Source organism: Burkholderia sp. BCC1638 (assembly GCF_902833195.1).
GTDB classification, from domain to species: Bacteria; Pseudomonadota; Gammaproteobacteria; order Burkholderiales; family Burkholderiaceae; genus Burkholderia; species Burkholderia diffusa.
In genome coordinates, this window is the sequence record NZ_CADFEC010000007.1 from 1 (window position 1) to 17,414 (window position 17,414).

Sequence of the window (17,414 nt, forward strand, 5' to 3'; positions counted from 1 at the left end):
TTCGAGCGGCATTCGGGCGGGGCGCTTGCCGCGATGCGCGAGTCGCATGCGGCGCTGCAAACGCAACTGGCCGCGCGCGATGAAGAACGTCTGGCGGCGTGGAATGCGTCGCTGACCGCGATGGCTGCGAAGCTCGGCGACGAATGGCAGCGCGCGGGCGTGCACAGCGCGGGCCGTCAGCAGGAAATCTGCGATGCGCTGGCGCAGACGACGCGCGATCTGACCGCGCAAGCGTCCACGTTCGAACAACGCTCGACCGATCTGCTGTCGACGATTCGCGAATCGCACACGGGCCTGCAAACGCAACTGGCCGCGCGTGACGAAGAACGTCTGGCGACGTGGAATGCTTCGCTGGCCGCGATGGCGACGAAGCTCGGCGACGAGTGGCAACGTGCGGGCGTGCATAGTGCAGGCCGTCAGCAGGAAATCTGCGATGCGCTCGCGCAAACGACGCGCGATCTCACGGCACAGGCGTCCACGTTCGAACAACGTTCGAACGACCTGTTGTCGACGATTCGCGATTCGCACACGAGCCTGCAAACGCAACTGGCCGCACGCGACGAAGCACGCCTGTCCGCATGGAACGACTCGCTCGCTGCCATGGCCGCCGCGTTGCGCGACGAATGGGCGCGGACGAGCGCACAGGCCGCGACGCGCCAACAGGACATCTGCGACACGCTGACCCGCACCGCGAACGACATCACCGCCCAGGCACAGGTGCACGCGAGCGACACGATCAACGAAATCTCGCGCCTCGTGCAAGCCGCATCCGAAGCGCCGAAGGCCGCGGCCGACGTCGTCGCCGAACTGCGCCAGCGTCTGTCCGACAGCATGGTGCGCGACACCGCGATGCTCGAGGAGCGCAGCCGCCTGCTCGCGACGCTCGAAACGCTGCTCGGCGCGGTCAACCACGCGTCGACCGAGCAGCGCACCGCGATCGACGCGCTCGTCAGTACGTCGGCCGACCTGCTCGACCGCGTCGGCGCGCGCTTCAACGACACCGTCGATGCCGAAACGCGCAAGCTCGATTCGGTGGCCGCGCAGGTCACGGCGGGGGCGGTCGAGGTCGCGAGCCTCGGCGATGCATTCGGTGCGGCCGTGCAGGTGTTCGGCGAATCGAACGACAAGCTGCTGAACCACCTGCAGCGTATCGAGGCCGCGCTCGAGAAATCGCTCGCGCGCAGCGACGAGCAGCTCGAGTACTACGTCGCGCAGGCGCGCGAGGTGATCGATCTGAGCATGATGTCGCAGAAGCAGATCGTCGAGGACCTGCAGCAGATCGCCGGTCGGCGGGCCTCGGTCGGAGCGTAACGCATGCACGACGAAATCGACGACGGCGCGCCTTCCGCGCCGGTGTGGCCCGCGTTCGCCGACCTGATGTCGGTGCTGCTCGGTGCATTCGTGCTGATCCTCGTCGGCGTGATCGGCATGCAGCTGCAGCTCACGTCGAAGCTCGAGGAAGCCGTGCGTGCGCGCCAGCAGGAGGCGCAGCAGCGCAAGTCGCTCGAAGAGGCGCTCGCCGGGCCGCTCGCGGCCGGCCGCGTGACGCTCGTGAACGGACGCATCGGCATCAGCGGCAACGTGCTGTTCGCGCTGAACTCCGACCAGCTGCAGCCCGAGGGCCGCGATCTGCTGAAGACGCTCGCCACGCCGCTGGCCGCGTACCTGAAGACGCGCGACGAGATCCTGATGATCAGCGGCTTCGCCGACGACCAGCAGGTGCGTGCCGGCAACCGCCAGTTCGCGGACAACTGGGAACTGTCGGCCAAGCGCGCGCTGACGGTCACGCGTGCGCTGATCGACGCCGGCGTGCCGGCGCCGTCGGTGTTCGCGGCCGCGTTCGGCTCCGAGCAGCCGGTCAGCTCGAATGCGGACGATGAAGGCCGCGCGAAGAACCGCCGCGTGGAGATCGCGCCGGTGCCGCGCAAGACCGCCTCGAGCGGGGGGAAGGCGAAGTGACGGACGACGCGACGCACGTGCGCGCGACGCTCGACGCGTGGCGCGAGCAGGGCGCCGACCGGCTGGATCCGGTGCGCTTCCATCGGCTCGACGCGCTCGAAAAGCGCGCGGCCGCGCTCGATGGCGACGCGCGCGCGTTGCTCGATGCGCGGCTCGCGACGCTGCTGGAATGGTTTGCGGAGATCGTCGCGCGAGCCGATGAGACGGCAGCCGCGAGCGAGACGGCGCAAGCCGCCGCCCGGGCGCCCGCGCACGGCCTGCTCGGCGGGCTCGTCGAGCAGCTCGCGCGCGATGCGCAGGCCGATCGAAACGGGATCGATCCCGAACTGATCGACTACTTCCGCGCGACGTGGTCGAAGGTCCGCACCGAACAGCAGTATCGCCAGTCGCTCGACCAGGTGCCGCGCAACGCGGGGCCGCTCAATTCGAACAGTCTCGTGCATCGGTCGCTCGCGACGATGCGCGAATTGTCGCCGGAATACCTGCAGCAATTCATGTCGTACATCGATGCGCTGGCGTGGCTCGAGGATCTCGCCGGCGGCGGCGCTCAGCCCGAGAAGGAAGCGCCGCGCGCGAAGGTCGCGAAGCCGACGAAACCCGCGAGGAAGACCACGCGCGCCAAGGCGCGATAACGCACGCCTTCGGCCGCGCCGCCGCGCGGGTTGTCGTCTAGCGACCCGGCGCCTGCGCGTCGATCGCCGCGCGCAGCGCGTGCAACGCGTCGGTCAGCGCCGACGCGAACGGCGGATGCGCGGCGATGCCCGCCGCGTCGAGCTGGCTGCCGAGGATCGGCAACGTGATCGACGCGCGCTCGACGATGCACGCCGACATCACCGACAGCGTTTCGCGCAGCGCCGCGTCCGCATGCGTCGCGCGCGGCGACGCGTTCAATACCGCGACCGGCTTGTACACCACGGCCTCGCATCCCACGACCCAGTCCAGTGCGTTCTTCATCACGCCCGTCACGCCGTGCGCGTATTCCGGGCTCGCGATCAGCACGCCGTCCGCGGCGTTCAGCCGCTCGATCAGGTCGCGCACCGCGGCCGGCGACGGATATTCGGCATCGGGATTGAACAGCGGAAACTCGCCGAGACGATCGAAACGCGTGATGCGCATCCCGCGCGGCGCGACGCGTGCGGCTGCGTCCAGCAGCGCCGCGTTGTACGACTGCGCACGAAGGCTGCCGCACAGCGCGACGATGTCGATGCAGCGTTCGGAATCGGTTCGGAGTTCGGAAGCCATCAAGGAGCGTCGGGGAGGGTGGCTTGCGCGGCGACGCCGCGCGAATCCGACGGATTATCGCATCGGTGCGTGAGCGACGTGGCGCGCGTTCGCGACGCGGTGCAGGCGATGCCACTCGCATCCTTCCCGCGGAAACTTCACGTCCGGACGCTCCGCGGCGAGTGTATCGATCATCCCGGTTACGCGTGCCAGGTCGCCGAGTGTCCATCCGTTGCCGAGCAACAGCCGGCGCGTATGCAGCGCACCGTGCACGTCGTCCGCGACGGCCTCGCCGAGATAGCGCAGCGCGCGGTCCTCGACGTCGACGAAGCCGTGCCGATAGTCGTGCGCGAGCGCGGTCCAGAGCTGCGCCGCGCCGATCGACTGACGTGCGCCGCTGATCAGGCACAGGCCCGCGTCGAGGCCCCATCGATACAGCGTCGTCGCGAGCCCCTTGCGTTGCGCGGACCCGCGCAGCCGCGTGTGCGGCGCGCGCAGGTAGCGGTCCGCGCGGCGCGGCAGTTCGGGGAGCCGGTTGAAGATCGTGTAGCCGGCGAGCTGCCGGGCCGACGGATCCTCGACGTAAAGGAAGTATTCGCCGTCGGCCTCGCGGTGGCGGACGATCAGGCCCGAGTCGCCGAGCGCGACGGCCGGCAGGCCGTGCAGGCGATGGCCCGGCTGGTGCAGACGCGCGTAGAGCGTGTCGAGTTCATCGTCGATGTCGTGCTGGGAATGCTGTACGTCGATACGCATGGCAAAAGGCGCCCGTCCCGGGCGCATCGAGAAAGGGGTTCATCGCAAACGGGAAAAGGAAATGGCAGCGGCCCCCGGGCTCGGCGAGCGAGCCGGGGCCGCGAATCAGCTGGGGATGTGCTGGAAACCGGCGGCGATCGCGGCGAGGCCCGCGATGCAGAGTGCGAACAGGATCAGGACTTTGTGGATCACGCCTCTCTCCTCATGAACGCGCGGCGCCGAAGGCGGTGCCGCGGAGACGGTGATGGCGGGCACGGCCCGCGCGGCCGTCGTGCGGGACGACGGTCGGAGGTCCGGGCGGCAGGCGCGCGGACGGTCAGCACCATACGCGACGGGCACGGGGCGGGCAATCGGACTGCGGGAGAAAAGCGACGAAACGCGGGGAATCGGGGTGTTTCGCGACAATTGGTCGCAAGGGGGCGGGTGTGTCGATGCCGTTTGCCGGCGGTTGTCTCGAAATCACATACTGCCCGGCTACCTGTCGCCGCCTCACACCGCCTGCCGCGCCCCGAACGCCTGCCTGATTCGCGCGAACAACCCATGCTGCGCAATCCACTCGGCATACGTGCGATAGTCAGGATCACGCATCAAATGACGCTCCTCCGTCTTCGCCCGCGTGTAGTAAATCAGATTGACCGCGACGAGCCCCGCGCAGTGCATGAGCGCGACCTGCCAGCCGAGCGGTTCGACGAACGGCACCGACACCATCCAGTACGACAGATTCTTCGTGATGTACGCCGGATGCTTCGTGAAACGATACGGGCCCGACGTGATGATCCCGCGGTTCGTGAGGTTCGAGAAACGCAGCCCGAACGAGATCGTCGACAGCGCGTAGGTCATCAGCAGCAGGATGATCGCCGCACCCCAGATCACGCGCAGCGTCGGCGCGGACAGCAGCCAGTTGTCCCAGAACAGCGAGCCTTCGTAGCGGATGTAGTTGTTCGAGATCAGCGACCAGAACGGCTGGTAGCACATCAGCGCGGCGACCCAGCCGAGCGTGGTCGGCTCGACGGTGCGCACGTGGCTGTCGAGGATGCGGAACGTGCACAGATAGCCGACGGTGCCGAACATCAGGTCCATCGTGAACGACAGGTCGTACAGGAATACGAACGTCGCGAGCGTCATCGGCGCGTGCAGCGCGTTCGCAAGCGACGCACTCAGGTGATCGGCATCCTTCGACAGGTAGACGGTCATCAGCGGCAGGAAGAACGCCTTCACACCCCAGCCGGCGAGCATCTCGCGCACCGGCTGCCAGCTCGCGGGCTTCTCGCGGCGAAACAGGTAGCGGCCCCATAGCAGGTATGCGTCGTCGGTTTCGCGCTGGTGGCGATCCATCCACGCAAAGTAGAACGGCGCGGCGACGATCACGTACGGCGCGAGCGAGCGCAGCAGCGACCAGAACGGCAGGTAGAACGCGCCGTGATATTCGGGCAGCAGCCAGTAGATCATGCCGATGCCGGCGTAGATCGACGTCAGCGCGCCGAGCCGCGTCGCGACGCGAGCGAGCCCGAGCGGGCGCACGGCCTGCTGCGACAGTCCCGCGCTCGGACGCAGGTAGACGCGCGAGATGAAGATTTCGTGCAGCGCGATCGTGCCGATGATCGCGAGGCTCGCGATGACCGCGCGCGTGGCCGCGTCGAGGTTCGGCTGGTCGCGCGTGATCCACAGCGCGAAGAGGCCGGCCGCGATGCCGAGCAGGCCCGCGCGGAATGGCGTGGCGGAACGGGGCGGGCGGTCCTGGACCGCGGCGATGCCGTCGAGCGTGGAGTTCATGATCGGATCCTCGTCGGGGTGATGGCCGGCGCCCCCGCCTGGCGGGTGACGCCGGCCATCGGCCGGGCTTTGGATTGGTATGTGCCCGGCCACTGGCCTGTGGTTCTGATAGGTGAAGCGTTACTTCTTCGGGACGGCGCCGAGCAGACCGCCGAGCAGGTTCGTCACCGGTGCCAGCAGGTTGGTCGCGCCAGCCGTGGTGGTGCCGTTCGAAGTGCCGGTGAGGCCGGTCGTGACGGTGCCGCTGCCGGACGGCGTCGTTACCGTGCCGGCCGCGCCGCCCGGGCTGGCCGTGCCGAGCGCACCGAGCGCGCCGGCCGGCGAGGTCAGCGAGCCCGTCAGCGTGCCGACCGGGCCGCTCGTCAGCGCACCGCCGAGGTTGCCGGTCAGGTTGCCGCCCGGTGTCGTGACCGTGCCGGTGAGGCTTGCGCCAAGCGGCGTCAGCGAGTTGACGAGGCCGGTGACCGGTGCCAGCAGGCCGCCGATGCCCGAGCCGGTGGTACCGCTCGTGCCGCTCGTGCCGCTCGTGCCGCTGGTGCCGCTCGAACCGAGACCGCCGAGCGCGCCCGTCACCGTGCCGAGGAGGCCCGTGATCGGCGCGAGCGGGCCGCCGCTGGTGCCGCTCGTCCCGCTGGTGCCGCCGGAGCCGCTCGAGCTGCTGCCGCCGCCGAGCCCGCCCGTCAGCGTACCGAGCAGACCGGTGATCGGCGCGAGCGGGTTGGTGCCGCTGCTGGAGCTGCCGCTGGACAGCAGGCCGCCAGCCGACGACACCGTGTTGCCGAGCTGGGACACGCTGCTGCCTGCGCTCGTGCCGACCGGGTTGCCGGTCGCGTTGCCGACCTGCGTACCGGCGAGGCCGAGGCCGCTGCCGAGCGTGTTCAGCAGGCCACTGAGCGGGGCGCCGAGCAGGGTTGCGCCGCCGAGCATCTGCGTGGCGCCAGGCGTCGTGGCGCCGCCGGTCAGCGTGTTCGTGATCGGGTTGATCACGCTGCCGAGCTGCGTCTCGAGTTGCTGGACCGGCGCGCTGTTCAGCGCGGTGTTCAGCGCCGATGCGGTCGAGTTGACCGCGGTGCCGACCGTGTTGACCAGACTGCCGACCAGGGTCGTCGCCGGCGCGAGCGGCGACAGCGGACCGGTGCCGAGGCTCGTCACCGCGTTGCCGAGGTTGTTGACCGCGCTCCCGGCGCCGGTCAGCAGGCCGGTGGTCGACGTGAGCGTCGGGCCGAGCGGGTTCGGCGACACGCCGATCGAGCCGAGGCCGGCCGCGACGCCGTTGCCGAGCGACTGCACGCCGTTGCCGAGGCTGGTGACCGCGTTGCCGATGCTGGTGGCCGTCGTCGGGTTCGTGCCCGGAACTTGCACGCCGCCGATCTGCGAACCGCCGTTCGCGACCGTCGTGCCGAGTGCCGTGACGAGCGTGCCGGTTTGCTGGAGGACGTTGCCGAGCGGGGTGACGTTGGTGCCGGAGGTGCCGGAAGTGCCCGACGTGCCGGAAGTGCCCGACGTGCCGGAAGTGCCCGACGTACCGGAGGTACCCGACGTGCCGGAAGTGCCCGACGTGCCGGAAGTGCCCGACGTACCGGAAGTGCCCGACGTACCGGAAGTGCCCGACGTACCGGAAGTGCCCGACGTACCGGAAGTGCCCGACGTACCGGAAGTGCCCGACGTACCGGAAGTACCCGACGTACCGGAAGTACCCGACGTACCGGAAGTGCCCGACGTGCCGGAAGTGCCCGAGGTACCGGAAGTGCCCGACGTACCGGAAGTGCCCGACGTACCGGAAGTACCCGACGTACCGGAAGTACCCGACGTACCGGAAGTGCCCGACGTCCCGGAAGTGCCGGAAGTGCCCGACGTGCCGGAAGTGCCGGAAGTGCCCGACGTCCCGGAGGTGCCCGACGTACCGGAAGTGCCTGACGTCCCGGAGGTGCCCGAGGTACCGGAAGTGCCCGACGTACCAGAGGTGCCCGAGGTACCGGAGGTACCCGACGTACCGGAAGTGCCCGACGTCCCCGAACTACCGCCGCCGGACGTGCCCGACGAGCCGCCGCCCGACGTCCCTGAAGTCCCCGAAGTGCCGGACGTCCCCGACGTGCTCGGTTTGATCGACGGCGTGACCGGTCCGTCGACCGAACCGCAGCCGTACAGCGAGAGCAGCGACAGGACGGCCAGCGATACCGCCGACTTCTTTAAGTAATGGTGCATTGGAGGCCTCGACATTGGAAGTTGTGTCCGGGCCATTACTGCAAATTCCGCGCCATGACACCTTTCGCGAAACGCGTCAGCGCTTTGTTGCGGGAATCGGGAATATCGACGCGATTTAAACGGATGAATGGCGCTTTCGCGAGACGGAGGCGCCGGACGTGCCGGCGCACTCGCCGTGATGTTCCCGTAAGGAACCGTAACGCCGGGCCGGATGTTACGTAGCGTTCGACCCGACGTTCCGCGCGTGACGCGGCCGGCCACGACCCGAGGACACGGTCTTTGACGAAACGTCCGCGTGCCGCGAACATGAAGCGGACCCACCCGGCCGCGGGCAACGCCGAAGCGGCCACGACTTCAGACAGGACACGACATGAGCGAACAGGACAGGGAACAGGGCAAGGCGCGCCGCACCGAGGTGATGGGCGAGGCGTTCGTCGAGCGTGCGATGCGCGACCTCGACGGTTTTTCGCGTCCGTTGCAGAACTGGCTGAACGAGCACGCGTGGGGCAGCACGTGGCAGCGCGGCGGGATCGACCTGAAGACGCGCAGCCTCTGTACCTGCGCGATGCTGGCCGCGCTCGGCCGCAGCACGGAACTGAAGGGCCACGTGCGTGGCGCCCTCAACAACGGCGCGAGCCTCGTCGAGATCCGCGAGGTGCTGCTGCACAGCGCGTTGTACGCGGGCGCGCCGGCGGCGGTCGAGGCGTTCCGCAGCGCGCGCGAGGTCATCACGGAGCTCGGGCTGTCGCTGCCCGATGACGAAGGCTGACCGGCACGCGGCGCGTTGCGGCCGGCAGGCCCGCGGCCGATCAATGCGCGACGTGCGCGCTCTGCGTTGGCGTCTCGACCGGCGCGGCGGCGACTTCGAGCAGCCAGTCCGCCGTTGCGTCCGGAATCGTGACGGGCAGCATGTGCCCGCCTTCGACGACTTTCAGCCGCACGCGCGCCGACTTCTGCGCGAGCGCCTCGCCGTGCGTACGCCAGTTCAGGATCGGATCGGCGCGACCGTACAGCACGTCGACCGGCAACGCGAGGTCCGCGTAGCGGCGCTCCATCGCGGGGAGGTCGACGGGCGCCGACAGCAGGTCCGTCGCCGTTGCGTAGAACACGTGCGGCCGCATCCCGAGCAGCCCGCCGCCCTTCACCGGGAAGTCGCGCGGCACGGCTTCCGGCGCGAACACCTGGCTCACGGCCTTGCGGCCGGTCAGGATCGTCAGCGGGATCGCGAAGGTCCACGACACGAAGCGGCGCACCAGCGGCGACGGCAGCATCAGCGGCTTGAACGGCGCCGGCGGCTCGGTCTGCTCGTGCGACAGCGGCGCGATCAGCGCAAGCCGGCTCACGCGCTCCGGATGGTTGAGACCGACCGCGAGCGCGATCGCGCCGCCGAGCGAGTGGCCGACGAGCACGGGCCGATCGAGCTTCAGCGCGTCGATGAACGCGGCGATCGTGCGGGCCTGCGCGAACACGTTCGCCTGCGAGTTGGCGCCGCGCAGCGAGCGGCCGGCGCCGGGCCGGTCGACGAGGATCACGCGATGATGCTGCGCGAGCCGCGTGAGCGGCAGGTACGCGAAGTTGCGCCACTGCCCGGCGAGCCCGTGCACGAACACGAGCGGCGGGCCGCTGCCGTATTCGACGTAATGGATGTGGTCGCCGCCGATGTCGACGAAGCGGCCTTCGGGCGGAAACGCGCGCGTCACGCGGCGCGCGACGTAGCCGGAAAACAGCGCAAGCGCGGCGAGCACCGCGACGACGCCGAGCAGCACGTTCTGGATCAGGTGGAGCGTATGGCTCATGTCGGCCTCAACGGGTTTCGAGTATGGGATCGGCGACCGGCGCGGCGGCCGGGCCGGCTTTCGCGCGGCGTTCGAACTGCATCGCCGAATCGGCGAGCCCGCTGAACTTCAGCGACGCGAGATCGAGCACGTAGTTCTGATGGAATTTCCAGGGCTTGCGATGCCCCTGCTTCGGCAGGATGCCGGCCGCGCGCTGGATGTAGCCCGAGCTCAGGTTCACCGCCGGCACGTCGCCGAGATCACCCGCGCCGAGCCGCGGCACGCAGGTGTCGTAGCCGTTCGCGCGCATGTGGTTGAGCAGCCGGCACACGTAGCGCGCGATCAGCTCGGCCTTCAGCGTCCACGACGCGTTCGTGTAACCGAACGACGATGCGAGGTTCGGCACGTCGCTGTACATCATTCCCTTGTAAGACACGGTCTGGGGCAGATCGACCGCGCGGCCGTCGACCGTGACGCGCGCGCCGCCGAGCATCTTCACTTTCAGTCCCGTCGCGGTGACGATCACGTCCGCGTCGAGTTGCTGGCCGCTCTTCAGCTTCAGGCCGGTCGGCGTGAAGCGCTCGATCTCGTCGGTGACGATCGAGGCGCGGCCCGCGCGGATCGACTTGAACAGATCGCCGTTCGGCACGAGACACACGCGCTGGTCCCACGGCATGTAGCGCGGCGTCAGATGCTTCGCGACGTCGAAGTCGGGGCCGAGCTGCTTGCCGGCCGCGCGGATGATGAACCGTTTCGTCTGCTCGGGCTTGCGGCGCGACACGTTGTACAGGTACATCGTCAGGAGTACGTTCTTCATGCGCACGATCCGGTGCGCGAGGCTCGACGGCAGCACGCGGCGCAACGCGTTCGCGATCTTGTCGCGTGCGGGCAGCGACACGATGTAAGTCGGCGAGCGCTGCAGCATCGTCACGTGTTTCGCATTGGCCGCCATCGACGGCACCAGCGTGACGGCCGTCGCGCCGCTGCCGATCACGACGACGCGCCGGTTCGCGTAAGACAGGTCCTTCGGCCATTGCTGCGGATGAACGATTCGACCTTCGAACGATTCCATACCGGCCCAGTCGGGCAGGTAGCCGCCGTCGTAGTCGTAATAGCCGCTGCACATGTAGAGGAAGCGGCACGTGTAGACCAGCGTGTCGACCGCGCCGTCCCGCGTGCGCTCGATGTGCACCGTCCAGCGCGCGCGGTTCGAATCCCAGTCTGCCGCGACCACTTTCTGGCCGTAGCGGATCGTCTGGTCGATGCCGTACGCGCGCGCAGTGTCGCGGATGTAGTCGAGGATCGTCTGGCCGTCCGAGATCGCCTTGTCGCTGTGCCACGGGCGGAAGCTGTAGCCGAGCGTGAACATGTCGGAATCCGAACGGACGCCGGGATAGCGGAACAGGTCCCAGGTGCCGCCGATCGCGTCGCGCGCCTCGACGATCGCCACGCTCGCATACGGGCAGCGCCGCTTCAGGTGATAGGCGGCGCCGATGCCGGACAGGCCGGCGCCGACGATCAGCACGTCGAGGTCGCGGCTGTCGCCGCGGGCGGGCGGCACGTCGCGCCGGTCGGTCGTCGTCGAGGTCATGCGGGATCCTTGGTCGGGGTGGTCGGGAGCGCGGCCGGCGCATGGATGCGCTCGAGATTGCGCGCGCGGGCGCGGCGCACGTGGCGCAGCACCAGCCGCTGGTAGCCGGCGCCGAGCAGGCGCGCGAGCTTGTCGAGGCGGCGGGCATCGGCGCCGACCAGCACGCGGCGCGCGTTGCGCTCGACGCCGGCGAGGATCTGCCGCGCGGCATCGTCGGCTGTCGTCGCGTTGATCAGGCGGTTCGCCTGACGGCGGTGGGTCGCTTCGTCCTGGCCCGTGAGCGCGTGGATGCTGGTGTCGACGCGGCTCGCGTCGACGATGTTGGTCGCGACGCCGCCCGGATGCACGCAGGTCGCGCTGACGGGCGCGCCGTCGAGTTCGAGCTCCATCCGCAGCGCCTCGGTGAAGCCGCGCACGGCGAATTTGGTCGCGTTGTAGGCGCTCTGCGTCGGCATCGCGACGAGTCCGAACAGGCTCGACGTGTTGATCACGTGCCCGTCGCCCGACGCGCGCAGATGCGGCAGGAACGCCTGCGTGCCGTGCACGACACCCCAGAAGTTGATGCCGACGATCCATTCGAGATCGGCGATGCGCGCGGTCTCGGCGCTCGCGGCCAGCGACACGCCCGCGTTGTTGAAGACCAGGTTGACCTTGCCGTGTTCGGCGCGCACGTAATCGGCCCACGCGAACACCGCATCGCGGTCGGCGACGTCGAGCCGCCGCGTGCTCGTGCGCACGCCGTGCTTCGCGCACGCGGCCGCCGTGCCGGCGAGCCCGACTTCGTCGACGTCGGCGAGCGCAACCTCGCAGCCGCGCCGCGCGAGCTCGACCGCGAGGCTGCGGCCCATGCCCGAACCGGCGCCCGTGATCGCGGCGACCTTGCCGGAAAACCCCTTCATTCGTCGTTCCTCCCGTTCCGCTTGCGCTGCGTCGGCGGCGCGCCTATTGTGGTGTTATTCGTCACCACTTTAGTTTTCGGGTGTCCTGATGTCAAATAGCGAAATGGAGAAAGCACTCGAAACGGAAAAACGGGGCCGGGCGTACGGCGGCGTGGCGCCCGAGGTGCGTGCCGCCGAGCGGCGCGATGCGCTGATCCGCGCGGCGACGCGCGTGTTCGGCACGGTCGGGTTCCGCAAGGCGACCGTGCGGTCGATCTGCCAGGAAGCGAAGCTCAACGACCGCTATTTCTATGCGGCGTTCGACAGTACCGAGGATCTGCTGCGCTGCACCTACCTGCATCACGCGCAGCAGTTGCACGACGCGGTCGCGCGGGCGGTGGCGGCGCGCGGCGGCGATCTGCGCGAGCGCGTCGACGCGGGGCTCGCCGCGTTCTTCGGATTCCTGCGCGATCCGTGCGCGGCCCGCGTGCTGCTGCTCGAGGTGATGGGCGTAAGCGCGGATACCGACATGACGTACCAGCGGATACTGATCGACTTCGGCAAGCTGATCATGGCGATCGGCACGGCGCGCGAGGCCGTGACGCCTGCCGAGCGCACCGAGCAACGGCTCGTCGGGCTCGCGCTGGTCGGCGCGATGACGAACGTCGGCGCGGCGTGGCTGCTCACCGGGTATCGCGACCCGGAGGCCCAGATGGTCGCGAGTTGCAGGAAGGTGCTGCTGGGGACGTTGCGCGAAGCGGGCTAGGATGCGGCGACGATCGGACTTGCGCGATTCGCATCCGGTTGCGTCGCGGAGCCATCCGACGCTTCACATCCTCGAGCGTTTCGATCGTGCCGGCGTCGCTGATCGCGCTTCTCCGATCCTCGCCTTCATTGCATCGATGAACGCACGCACCTTCGGCGAAGGCAGCCGCGTCGACGGATACACCGCGTGAATCCCGGCCCGCGCCGAGCGCCATGCGGGTAGCAGCCGGACGAGCCGGCCGGCCGCGACGTCCTCCGCGATCGAGAAATCCGTCAAGAGCCCGAAGCCTCCGCCCGCGAGCGCGATCGCACGGCAGGCCGTCGCCGTGTTCGACACGACGGGCGCGACGCAGCGCACCGACGCATGGCCGCCGCTCGCGTCGAGAAGTTCGAGCGTATGCGGGCGCGACAGCGTCGACAGCATCACGAACGGCAGCGCGGCGAGCGCATCCGGGGCGCGCGGCAGCCCGTGCCGCGCGACGAACGCCGGGCTCGCGACCAGCCATTTCTCGTACTCGCCGAGTTGCACCGCGCGATAGTTCGAATCCGCGAGGCGGCCGATGCGGATCGCGACGTCGAGATTGTCCGCGACGAGATCGACGACGCGATCGTTCGCGATCAGTTCGACGTCGAGCCCCGGATGCGCGTCGCGCAGCGCGACGACGGCCGGCGCGACGACGAGCGCGCCGTAGTCGATCGGCACGCTCACGCGCAGCGTGCCGCGCAGCGGCCCCGCGTCGGACGACACCGCGTCGAGCGCGCTTTCGGTCGCGCGCACGATGTCGCGGCACGCGTCGTAGAACGCGCGCCCCGCATCGGTCACGCTCAGCCGCCGCGTGGTGCGCACCAGCAGGTTCGCGCCGACCTCGGATTCGAGCCGCTGCATGTGCGTACTGACGACCGTCTTCGCGAGGCCGAGCCGCTCGGCCGCAGCCGTCAGCGAGCCGGCATCGACCACCGCGACGAAGATCGCCAGCCGGTTCAGGTTCACGTCGCGAAGATCGGCCATCGTCGATTGTCCTATGGAAGCGGATAATGTTTCAGCGATTATCCGTCTTCTGGACGCGAACGGCGAGCGCTACGCTGGGGCCGTTCGTCGCCGATTCCCGGCGGCGCGAGATCCAGGAGCCTCTCCATGCCAGCCGCCAGCAAGCCCGCCCGTCCGGTTCGTGTCTATTCGTTCCCGCTGTCCGGGCATGCGCATCGCGTTCGGCTGTTCCTGTCGCTGCTGGGGCTGCCGTTCGACACCGTCGACGTCGATCTCGCGGCCGGCGCGCAGCGCGAACCCGCCTTCCTCGCGCTCAATCCGCTCGGCCAGGTGCCGGTGATCGACGACGACGGCACCGTGCTCGCCGATTCGAACGCGATCCTCGTCTATCTCGCGAAGCGCTACGGCGACGCGCACTGGCTGCCCGACGACGACGCCGGCGCGGCGACGGTGCAGCGCTGGCTGTCGTACGCGGCCGGGCCGATCGCATCGGGGCCGGCGGCCGCGCGGCTCGTCACCGTGTTCAGCGCGCCGCTCGATCACGACGCGGCCAAGCGCACGGCCGCGAAGGTGCTGGCCGTGATCGACCGGGAACTCGCCGGCAAGCCGTTCGCCGCGGGGGCGCAGCCGACGATCGCCGACGTCGCCGCCTACACGTACATCGCGCACGCGCCGGAAGGCGGCGTGTCGCTCGAACCGTATCCGCACGTGCGCGCGTGGCTGGCGCGCGTCGAGGCGCTGCCGGGCTTCGTCGCGATGCCGACGACCCGTGCCGGCCTGCTTGCCGCCTGACACGAAGCCGCGCCTTGACCGGGAGAACGCGATGACCACGCCGACCGCCGCCGTACCGGGCTGGGAACTCGACGTCGCGCCGTTTCACGCGGGCGAGCTTGCCGTGCAGCAGCGTGCGGGCGTGACGGAGGCCGCAGGCACGGCCGGCCGGCGCGGGATTCGCCGCTTCATGCCGGACCAGCACCGGACGTTCTTTGCGCAGGTGCCGTTCTTCGTGCTCGGCGGCGTCGATGCGCACGGCCAGCCGTGGGCCACGCTGCGGGTCGGGACGCCCGGCTTCGTGACGGCGCCGGACGCGCGCACGCTGCGCATCGACGGCGATGCGCTGCCAGGCGATCCGCTGGCCGGCGCGTGGCGGCCGGGGGCGCCGCTCGGCGGGCTCGGGATCGAATTCGATACGCGCCGGCGCAATCGCGTGAACGGCGTCGTGCGTTCGGCCGACGGCGGCGCGCTGACGATCGCGGTCGAGCAGAGCTTCGGCAACTGTGCGAAGTACATCCAGGGCCGCAAACCCACGTTCGTCGCGCGTGAAGCCGGGGCGTCCGTTGCGTCCGACGTGTCGGACTGGCTAAGCGACGCGGATCGCGCGCTGCTCGCGCAGGCCGATACGTTCTTCGTCGCGAGTGCGAACACGTCGGCCGACGCGGGCGCCGCGCGCGGCGCGGACGTGTCGCATCGCGGCGGCATGCCGGGCTTCGTGCGCGTCGACGACGCGCACACGCTGACGACGCCGGATTTCAGCGGCAACCGCTTCTTCAACACGCTCGGCAACCTGCAGCACGATCCGCGCGCGGGGCTGCTGTTCGTCGATTTCGACAGCGGCGATCTGCTGTATGTCGCCGCGCGGGCGGAGATCGTGTGGGACGGGCCGCTCGTCGCGTCGTTCGATGGCGCGCAGCGGGTCGTGCGGTTTCATGTGCGGGAAGTGCGGCGCATGCGCGCGGTGCTGCCGTTCAGGTGGTCGGCGGTCGAGCGGGCGCCGCAGTTCGCGGCGATGGCGGCGGGCGCGGTTGCGGCGGGTGGGCCGGTGCCGTCCGCACTCGCATCGGCACCTTTGTCGGTAACCGCATCGGCTCCCGCATGGCGCCCACTGCGCATCGCGAAGATCGTCGACGAAGCGCGCGCGATCCGCTCGTTTCATTTCGAAGCGGCCGATGGCGACGCGTTGCCGACGTACGAAGCCGGGCAGCACCTGACGCTGCGCGTCGCGCTGCCGGGCAGCGATGCGCCGACGATCCGCAGCTACACGCTGTCCGATGCACCGGGCGCGCCGCGTTACCGGATCACCGTGAAGCGCGAAGGACGCGTGTCGGCGTGGCTGCACGATCATGCTCAGGCAGGCATGACGCTCGACGCGCAGATGCCGCGCGGCCGCTTCACGTTCGACGTCGCGAGCCCGCGCCCGGCCGTGCTGGTGTCGGCCGGCATCGGCATCACGCCGATGATCGCGATGCTGCGTCGCGCGCTGGCCGACGACAAGGCGTCGCGTCGCATCGTGTTCGTGCACGGCGCGCGCGACACGGCCGACCGACCGTTTGCGGCGGAACTGATGCGCATCGCCGACGCGGACGCACGCGTGTCGCTGCACTGGTTCGACAGCCGGCCGCAGCGCGACGGCGCGGCGCGACCGGGCCGCATCGACATCGCGCAACTGAAGCGCATCCTGCCGTTCGACGACTACGATTTCTACCTCTGCGGGCCGTCCGCGTTCATGCGCGATTTGTACGACGGGTTGCGCGCGCTGAACGTGCCGGACGAGCGTATCCGCTTCGAGGCGTTTGGGCCGTCGAGCGTCGTGCGCAGTGCGACGCGAGCGGCAGCAGCGCCGCCAGTGGCGAGCGTGCCCGTCGTATTCCAGCGCACGGGCAGCGAAGCTGCCTGGACACCCGCCGACGGTACATTGCTCGAATTCGCCGAAGGCCAGGGCGTGGCGGTGCCGTCCGAGTGCCGGTCGGGATCGTGCGGCACGTGCGCGACGCGCATGCTGTCCGGTGCGGTCGATTACGTGCAGTCGCGCGATGCGCCGGTCGAACCCGGCTGCGTGCTGCTGTGCGTCGCGCAGCCTGCCGAAGGGGCCGTGGCACCGCTCGTGCTCGAGCGCTGAACGCACCATGCGACATGCCGCCGCAGATGGCCTGCTGCGCGAAAAGCGCGCGCAACTGCTGCTTTTTTCGGATGCCGGTCGGGTCGACGATAGCGTCAACCGATTCGATAAAAGGAGCACAACCATGAAACTGCTCGGCATGATCAAGCTGGTCCTGTGGAGTTTCTTCGGCGTACGCAACAGCAAGGCGCACGCCGCCGATCTCGCGAACGTCAACTACACGTTGCTGCCGTTCGTGGCGATCGTGCTCGCGGTGCTGGTCGGCGCGGTGATCTACGGCGTGGTGCACCTGGTCGTCGATCCGACCGCGACGATGCAGGGGTTCTGACCGACCGCCGAATCACGAGCGGGCGAACGTTCCCGCTCCGGTCTCCGGCCGCGTGACCGGCACGTGACCGTGCCGGCCATCGAGGTGCCCGCGCACGACGCCAGTCACGCGCACCTCGGCGCCGTCGCCGTGCCGCATGGATCGCGCGGTTTCCGTTCTCGCCTTCCTCGCCCCCGATTTGCCCGATTCCAGGGCAGTCAGCCCCGCCCGGGGTAAAATGCGCGCCGCGCCGCGATGTCGCGCGCGACGGGCATGCCGCCGTTCCAGCGAACGGCGCGCGCA

17 protein-coding genes and 1 pseudogene are annotated in these 17,414 nt (G+C 69.5%); 9 read left to right on the plus strand and 9 right to left on the minus strand.

Annotated elements, in window-relative coordinates; translation table 11 throughout:
* The 3 genes and pseudogenes from HWX22_RS10055 to HWX22_RS10065 all read left to right on the plus strand — a co-directional run.
* Positions 1 to 1,311: pseudogene (locus tag HWX22_RS10055) on the plus strand (DUF802 domain-containing protein); the annotation flags it as partial.
* Positions 1,312 to 1,314: 3 nt separating this feature from the next.
* Positions 1,315 to 1,959, plus strand: coding sequence for an OmpA family protein (locus tag HWX22_RS10060; protein ID WP_175906705.1), 645 nt, complete (start codon positions 1,315 to 1,317; stop codon positions 1,957 to 1,959).
* Positions 1,956 to 2,591, plus strand: coding sequence for a DUF2894 domain-containing protein (locus HWX22_RS10065; protein WP_175906703.1), 636 nt, complete (start codon positions 1,956 to 1,958; stop codon positions 2,589 to 2,591). Before HWX22_RS10060 ends, HWX22_RS10065 begins: the two co-directional genes overlap by 4 nt.
* Positions 2,592 to 2,628: 37 nt before the next feature.
* Here the strand turns inward: HWX22_RS10065 and HWX22_RS10070 are convergent, their stop codons facing one another.
* The 5 genes from HWX22_RS10070 to HWX22_RS32355 form a co-directional block, all read right to left on the minus strand.
* Positions 2,629 to 3,201: an NADPH-dependent FMN reductase gene (locus HWX22_RS10070; protein ID WP_059818655.1), complete on the minus strand. Its 573-nt coding sequence runs from the start codon at positions 3,199 to 3,201 to the stop codon at positions 2,629 to 2,631.
* Between the two features lie 54 nt (positions 3,202 to 3,255).
* Positions 3,256 to 3,933, minus strand: coding sequence for a histone acetyltransferase (locus HWX22_RS10075; protein WP_175915563.1), 678 nt, complete (start codon positions 3,931 to 3,933; stop codon positions 3,256 to 3,258).
* Between the two features lie 105 nt (positions 3,934 to 4,038).
* Positions 4,039 to 4,188, minus strand: a complete 150-nt coding sequence (locus HWX22_RS10080; protein WP_156441416.1) for a hypothetical protein — start codon at positions 4,186 to 4,188, stop codon at positions 4,039 to 4,041.
* A 234-nt stretch (positions 4,189 to 4,422) separates the two neighbouring features.
* The gene (locus HWX22_RS10085) at positions 4,423 to 5,706 is read right to left on the minus strand and encodes an isoprenylcysteine carboxylmethyltransferase family protein (protein WP_175915564.1); all 1,284 of its coding nucleotides are present in this window, start codon (positions 5,704 to 5,706) and stop codon (positions 4,423 to 4,425) included.
* A gap of 120 nt (positions 5,707 to 5,826) precedes the next feature.
* Entirely contained in the window at positions 5,827 to 7,068 is a 1,242-nt protein-coding gene (locus HWX22_RS32355; RefSeq protein ID WP_347879466.1) for a collagen-like triple helix repeat-containing protein, read from the minus strand.
* On the opposite strand from HWX22_RS32355, the gene HWX22_RS32360 reads away from it, so the two are divergent.
* Positions 7,013 to 7,903: a highly repetitive protein gene (locus HWX22_RS32360; RefSeq protein ID WP_347879467.1), complete on the plus strand. Its 891-nt coding sequence runs from the start codon at positions 7,013 to 7,015 to the stop codon at positions 7,901 to 7,903. The genes HWX22_RS32355 and HWX22_RS32360 overlap by 56 nt on opposite strands.
* Positions 7,904 to 8,281: 378 nt before the next feature.
* Positions 8,282 to 8,680: a carboxymuconolactone decarboxylase family protein gene (locus HWX22_RS10095; RefSeq protein WP_175915566.1), complete on the plus strand. Its 399-nt coding sequence runs from the start codon at positions 8,282 to 8,284 to the stop codon at positions 8,678 to 8,680.
* Between the two features lie 40 nt (positions 8,681 to 8,720).
* Here the strand turns inward: HWX22_RS10095 and HWX22_RS10100 are convergent, their stop codons facing one another.
* The 3 genes from HWX22_RS10100 to HWX22_RS10110 are packed head-to-tail and all read right to left on the minus strand — an operon-like array spanning position 8,721 to position 12,176.
* Positions 8,721 to 9,707, minus strand: coding sequence for an alpha/beta hydrolase (locus HWX22_RS10100; protein ID WP_059818661.1), 987 nt, complete (start codon positions 9,705 to 9,707; stop codon positions 8,721 to 8,723).
* A 7-nt stretch (positions 9,708 to 9,714) separates the two neighbouring features.
* Positions 9,715 to 11,277, minus strand: a complete 1,563-nt coding sequence (locus HWX22_RS10105; RefSeq protein WP_175906694.1) for an NAD(P)/FAD-dependent oxidoreductase — start codon at positions 11,275 to 11,277, stop codon at positions 9,715 to 9,717.
* Positions 11,274 to 12,176, minus strand: coding sequence for an SDR family NAD(P)-dependent oxidoreductase (locus tag HWX22_RS10110; protein WP_059531908.1), 903 nt, complete (start codon positions 12,174 to 12,176; stop codon positions 11,274 to 11,276). The genes HWX22_RS10105 and HWX22_RS10110 overlap by 4 nt, the downstream gene beginning before the upstream one ends.
* A gap of 88 nt (positions 12,177 to 12,264) precedes the next feature.
* Here HWX22_RS10110 and HWX22_RS10115 point away from each other — a divergent pair, with 88 nt between their 5' ends.
* The gene (locus tag HWX22_RS10115) at positions 12,265 to 12,921 is read left to right on the plus strand and encodes a TetR/AcrR family transcriptional regulator (protein WP_175906693.1); all 657 of its coding nucleotides are present in this window, start codon (positions 12,265 to 12,267) and stop codon (positions 12,919 to 12,921) included.
* Between the two features lie 63 nt (positions 12,922 to 12,984).
* On the opposite strand, the gene HWX22_RS10120 is transcribed toward HWX22_RS10115, so the two are convergent.
* On the minus strand, positions 12,985 to 13,929 hold the full coding sequence (locus HWX22_RS10120) for a LysR family transcriptional regulator (protein WP_175906692.1): 945 nt from the start codon (positions 13,927 to 13,929) through the stop codon (positions 12,985 to 12,987).
* Between the two features lie 126 nt (positions 13,930 to 14,055).
* Between HWX22_RS10120 and HWX22_RS10125 the strand changes: the two genes are divergently transcribed.
* The 3 genes from HWX22_RS10125 (at position 14,056) to HWX22_RS10135 (ending at position 17,132) form a co-directional block, all read left to right on the plus strand.
* Positions 14,056 to 14,700, plus strand: coding sequence for a glutathione S-transferase (locus HWX22_RS10125; protein ID WP_175906691.1), 645 nt, complete (start codon positions 14,056 to 14,058; stop codon positions 14,698 to 14,700).
* Between the two features lie 31 nt (positions 14,701 to 14,731).
* Complete coding sequence (locus tag HWX22_RS10130; RefSeq protein ID WP_175915567.1) at positions 14,732 to 16,804, plus strand: pyridoxamine 5'-phosphate oxidase family protein; 2,073 nt, start codon at positions 14,732 to 14,734, stop codon at positions 16,802 to 16,804.
* Positions 16,805 to 16,928: 124 nt separating this feature from the next.
* The gene (locus HWX22_RS10135; protein WP_059531896.1) at positions 16,929 to 17,132 is read left to right on the plus strand and encodes a DUF2970 domain-containing protein; all 204 of its coding nucleotides are present in this window, start codon (positions 16,929 to 16,931) and stop codon (positions 17,130 to 17,132) included.
* The last annotated feature ends 282 nt before the right edge of the window (positions 17,133 to 17,414 follow it).

Bases quoted from the DNA above. Each gene is read 5' to 3' on its own strand.
- HWX22_RS10135 (WP_059531896.1), top strand. From the start codon at position 16,929: ATGAAACTGCTCGGCATGATCAAGCTGGTCCTGTGGAGTTTCTTCGGC.
- HWX22_RS10120 (WP_175906692.1), bottom strand. From the start codon at position 13,929: ATGGCCGATCTTCGCGACGTGAACCTGAACCGGCTGGCGATCTTCGTC.
- HWX22_RS10105 (WP_175906694.1), bottom strand. From the start codon at position 11,277: ATGACCTCGACGACGACCGACCGGCGCGACGTGCCGCCCGCCCGCGGC.
- HWX22_RS10095 (WP_175915566.1), top strand. From the start codon at position 8,282: ATGAGCGAACAGGACAGGGAACAGGGCAAGGCGCGCCGCACCGAGGTG.
- HWX22_RS10110 (WP_059531908.1), bottom strand. From the start codon at position 12,176: ATGAAGGGGTTTTCCGGCAAGGTCGCCGCGATCACGGGCGCCGGTTCG.
- HWX22_RS10060 (WP_175906705.1), top strand. From the start codon at position 1,315: ATGCACGACGAAATCGACGACGGCGCGCCTTCCGCGCCGGTGTGGCCC.
- HWX22_RS10085 (WP_175915564.1), bottom strand. From the start codon at position 5,706: ATGAACTCCACGCTCGACGGCATCGCCGCGGTCCAGGACCGCCCGCCC.
- HWX22_RS10100 (WP_059818661.1), bottom strand. From the start codon at position 9,707: ATGAGCCATACGCTCCACCTGATCCAGAACGTGCTGCTCGGCGTCGTC.
- HWX22_RS10130 (WP_175915567.1), top strand. From the start codon at position 14,732: ATGACCACGCCGACCGCCGCCGTACCGGGCTGGGAACTCGACGTCGCG.
- HWX22_RS10125 (WP_175906691.1), top strand. From the start codon at position 14,056: ATGCCAGCCGCCAGCAAGCCCGCCCGTCCGGTTCGTGTCTATTCGTTC.
- HWX22_RS10115 (WP_175906693.1), top strand. From the start codon at position 12,265: ATGTCAAATAGCGAAATGGAGAAAGCACTCGAAACGGAAAAACGGGGC.
- HWX22_RS10075 (WP_175915563.1), bottom strand. From the start codon at position 3,933: ATGCGTATCGACGTACAGCATTCCCAGCACGACATCGACGATGAACTC.
- HWX22_RS10070 (WP_059818655.1), bottom strand. From the start codon at position 3,201: ATGGCTTCCGAACTCCGAACCGATTCCGAACGCTGCATCGACATCGTC.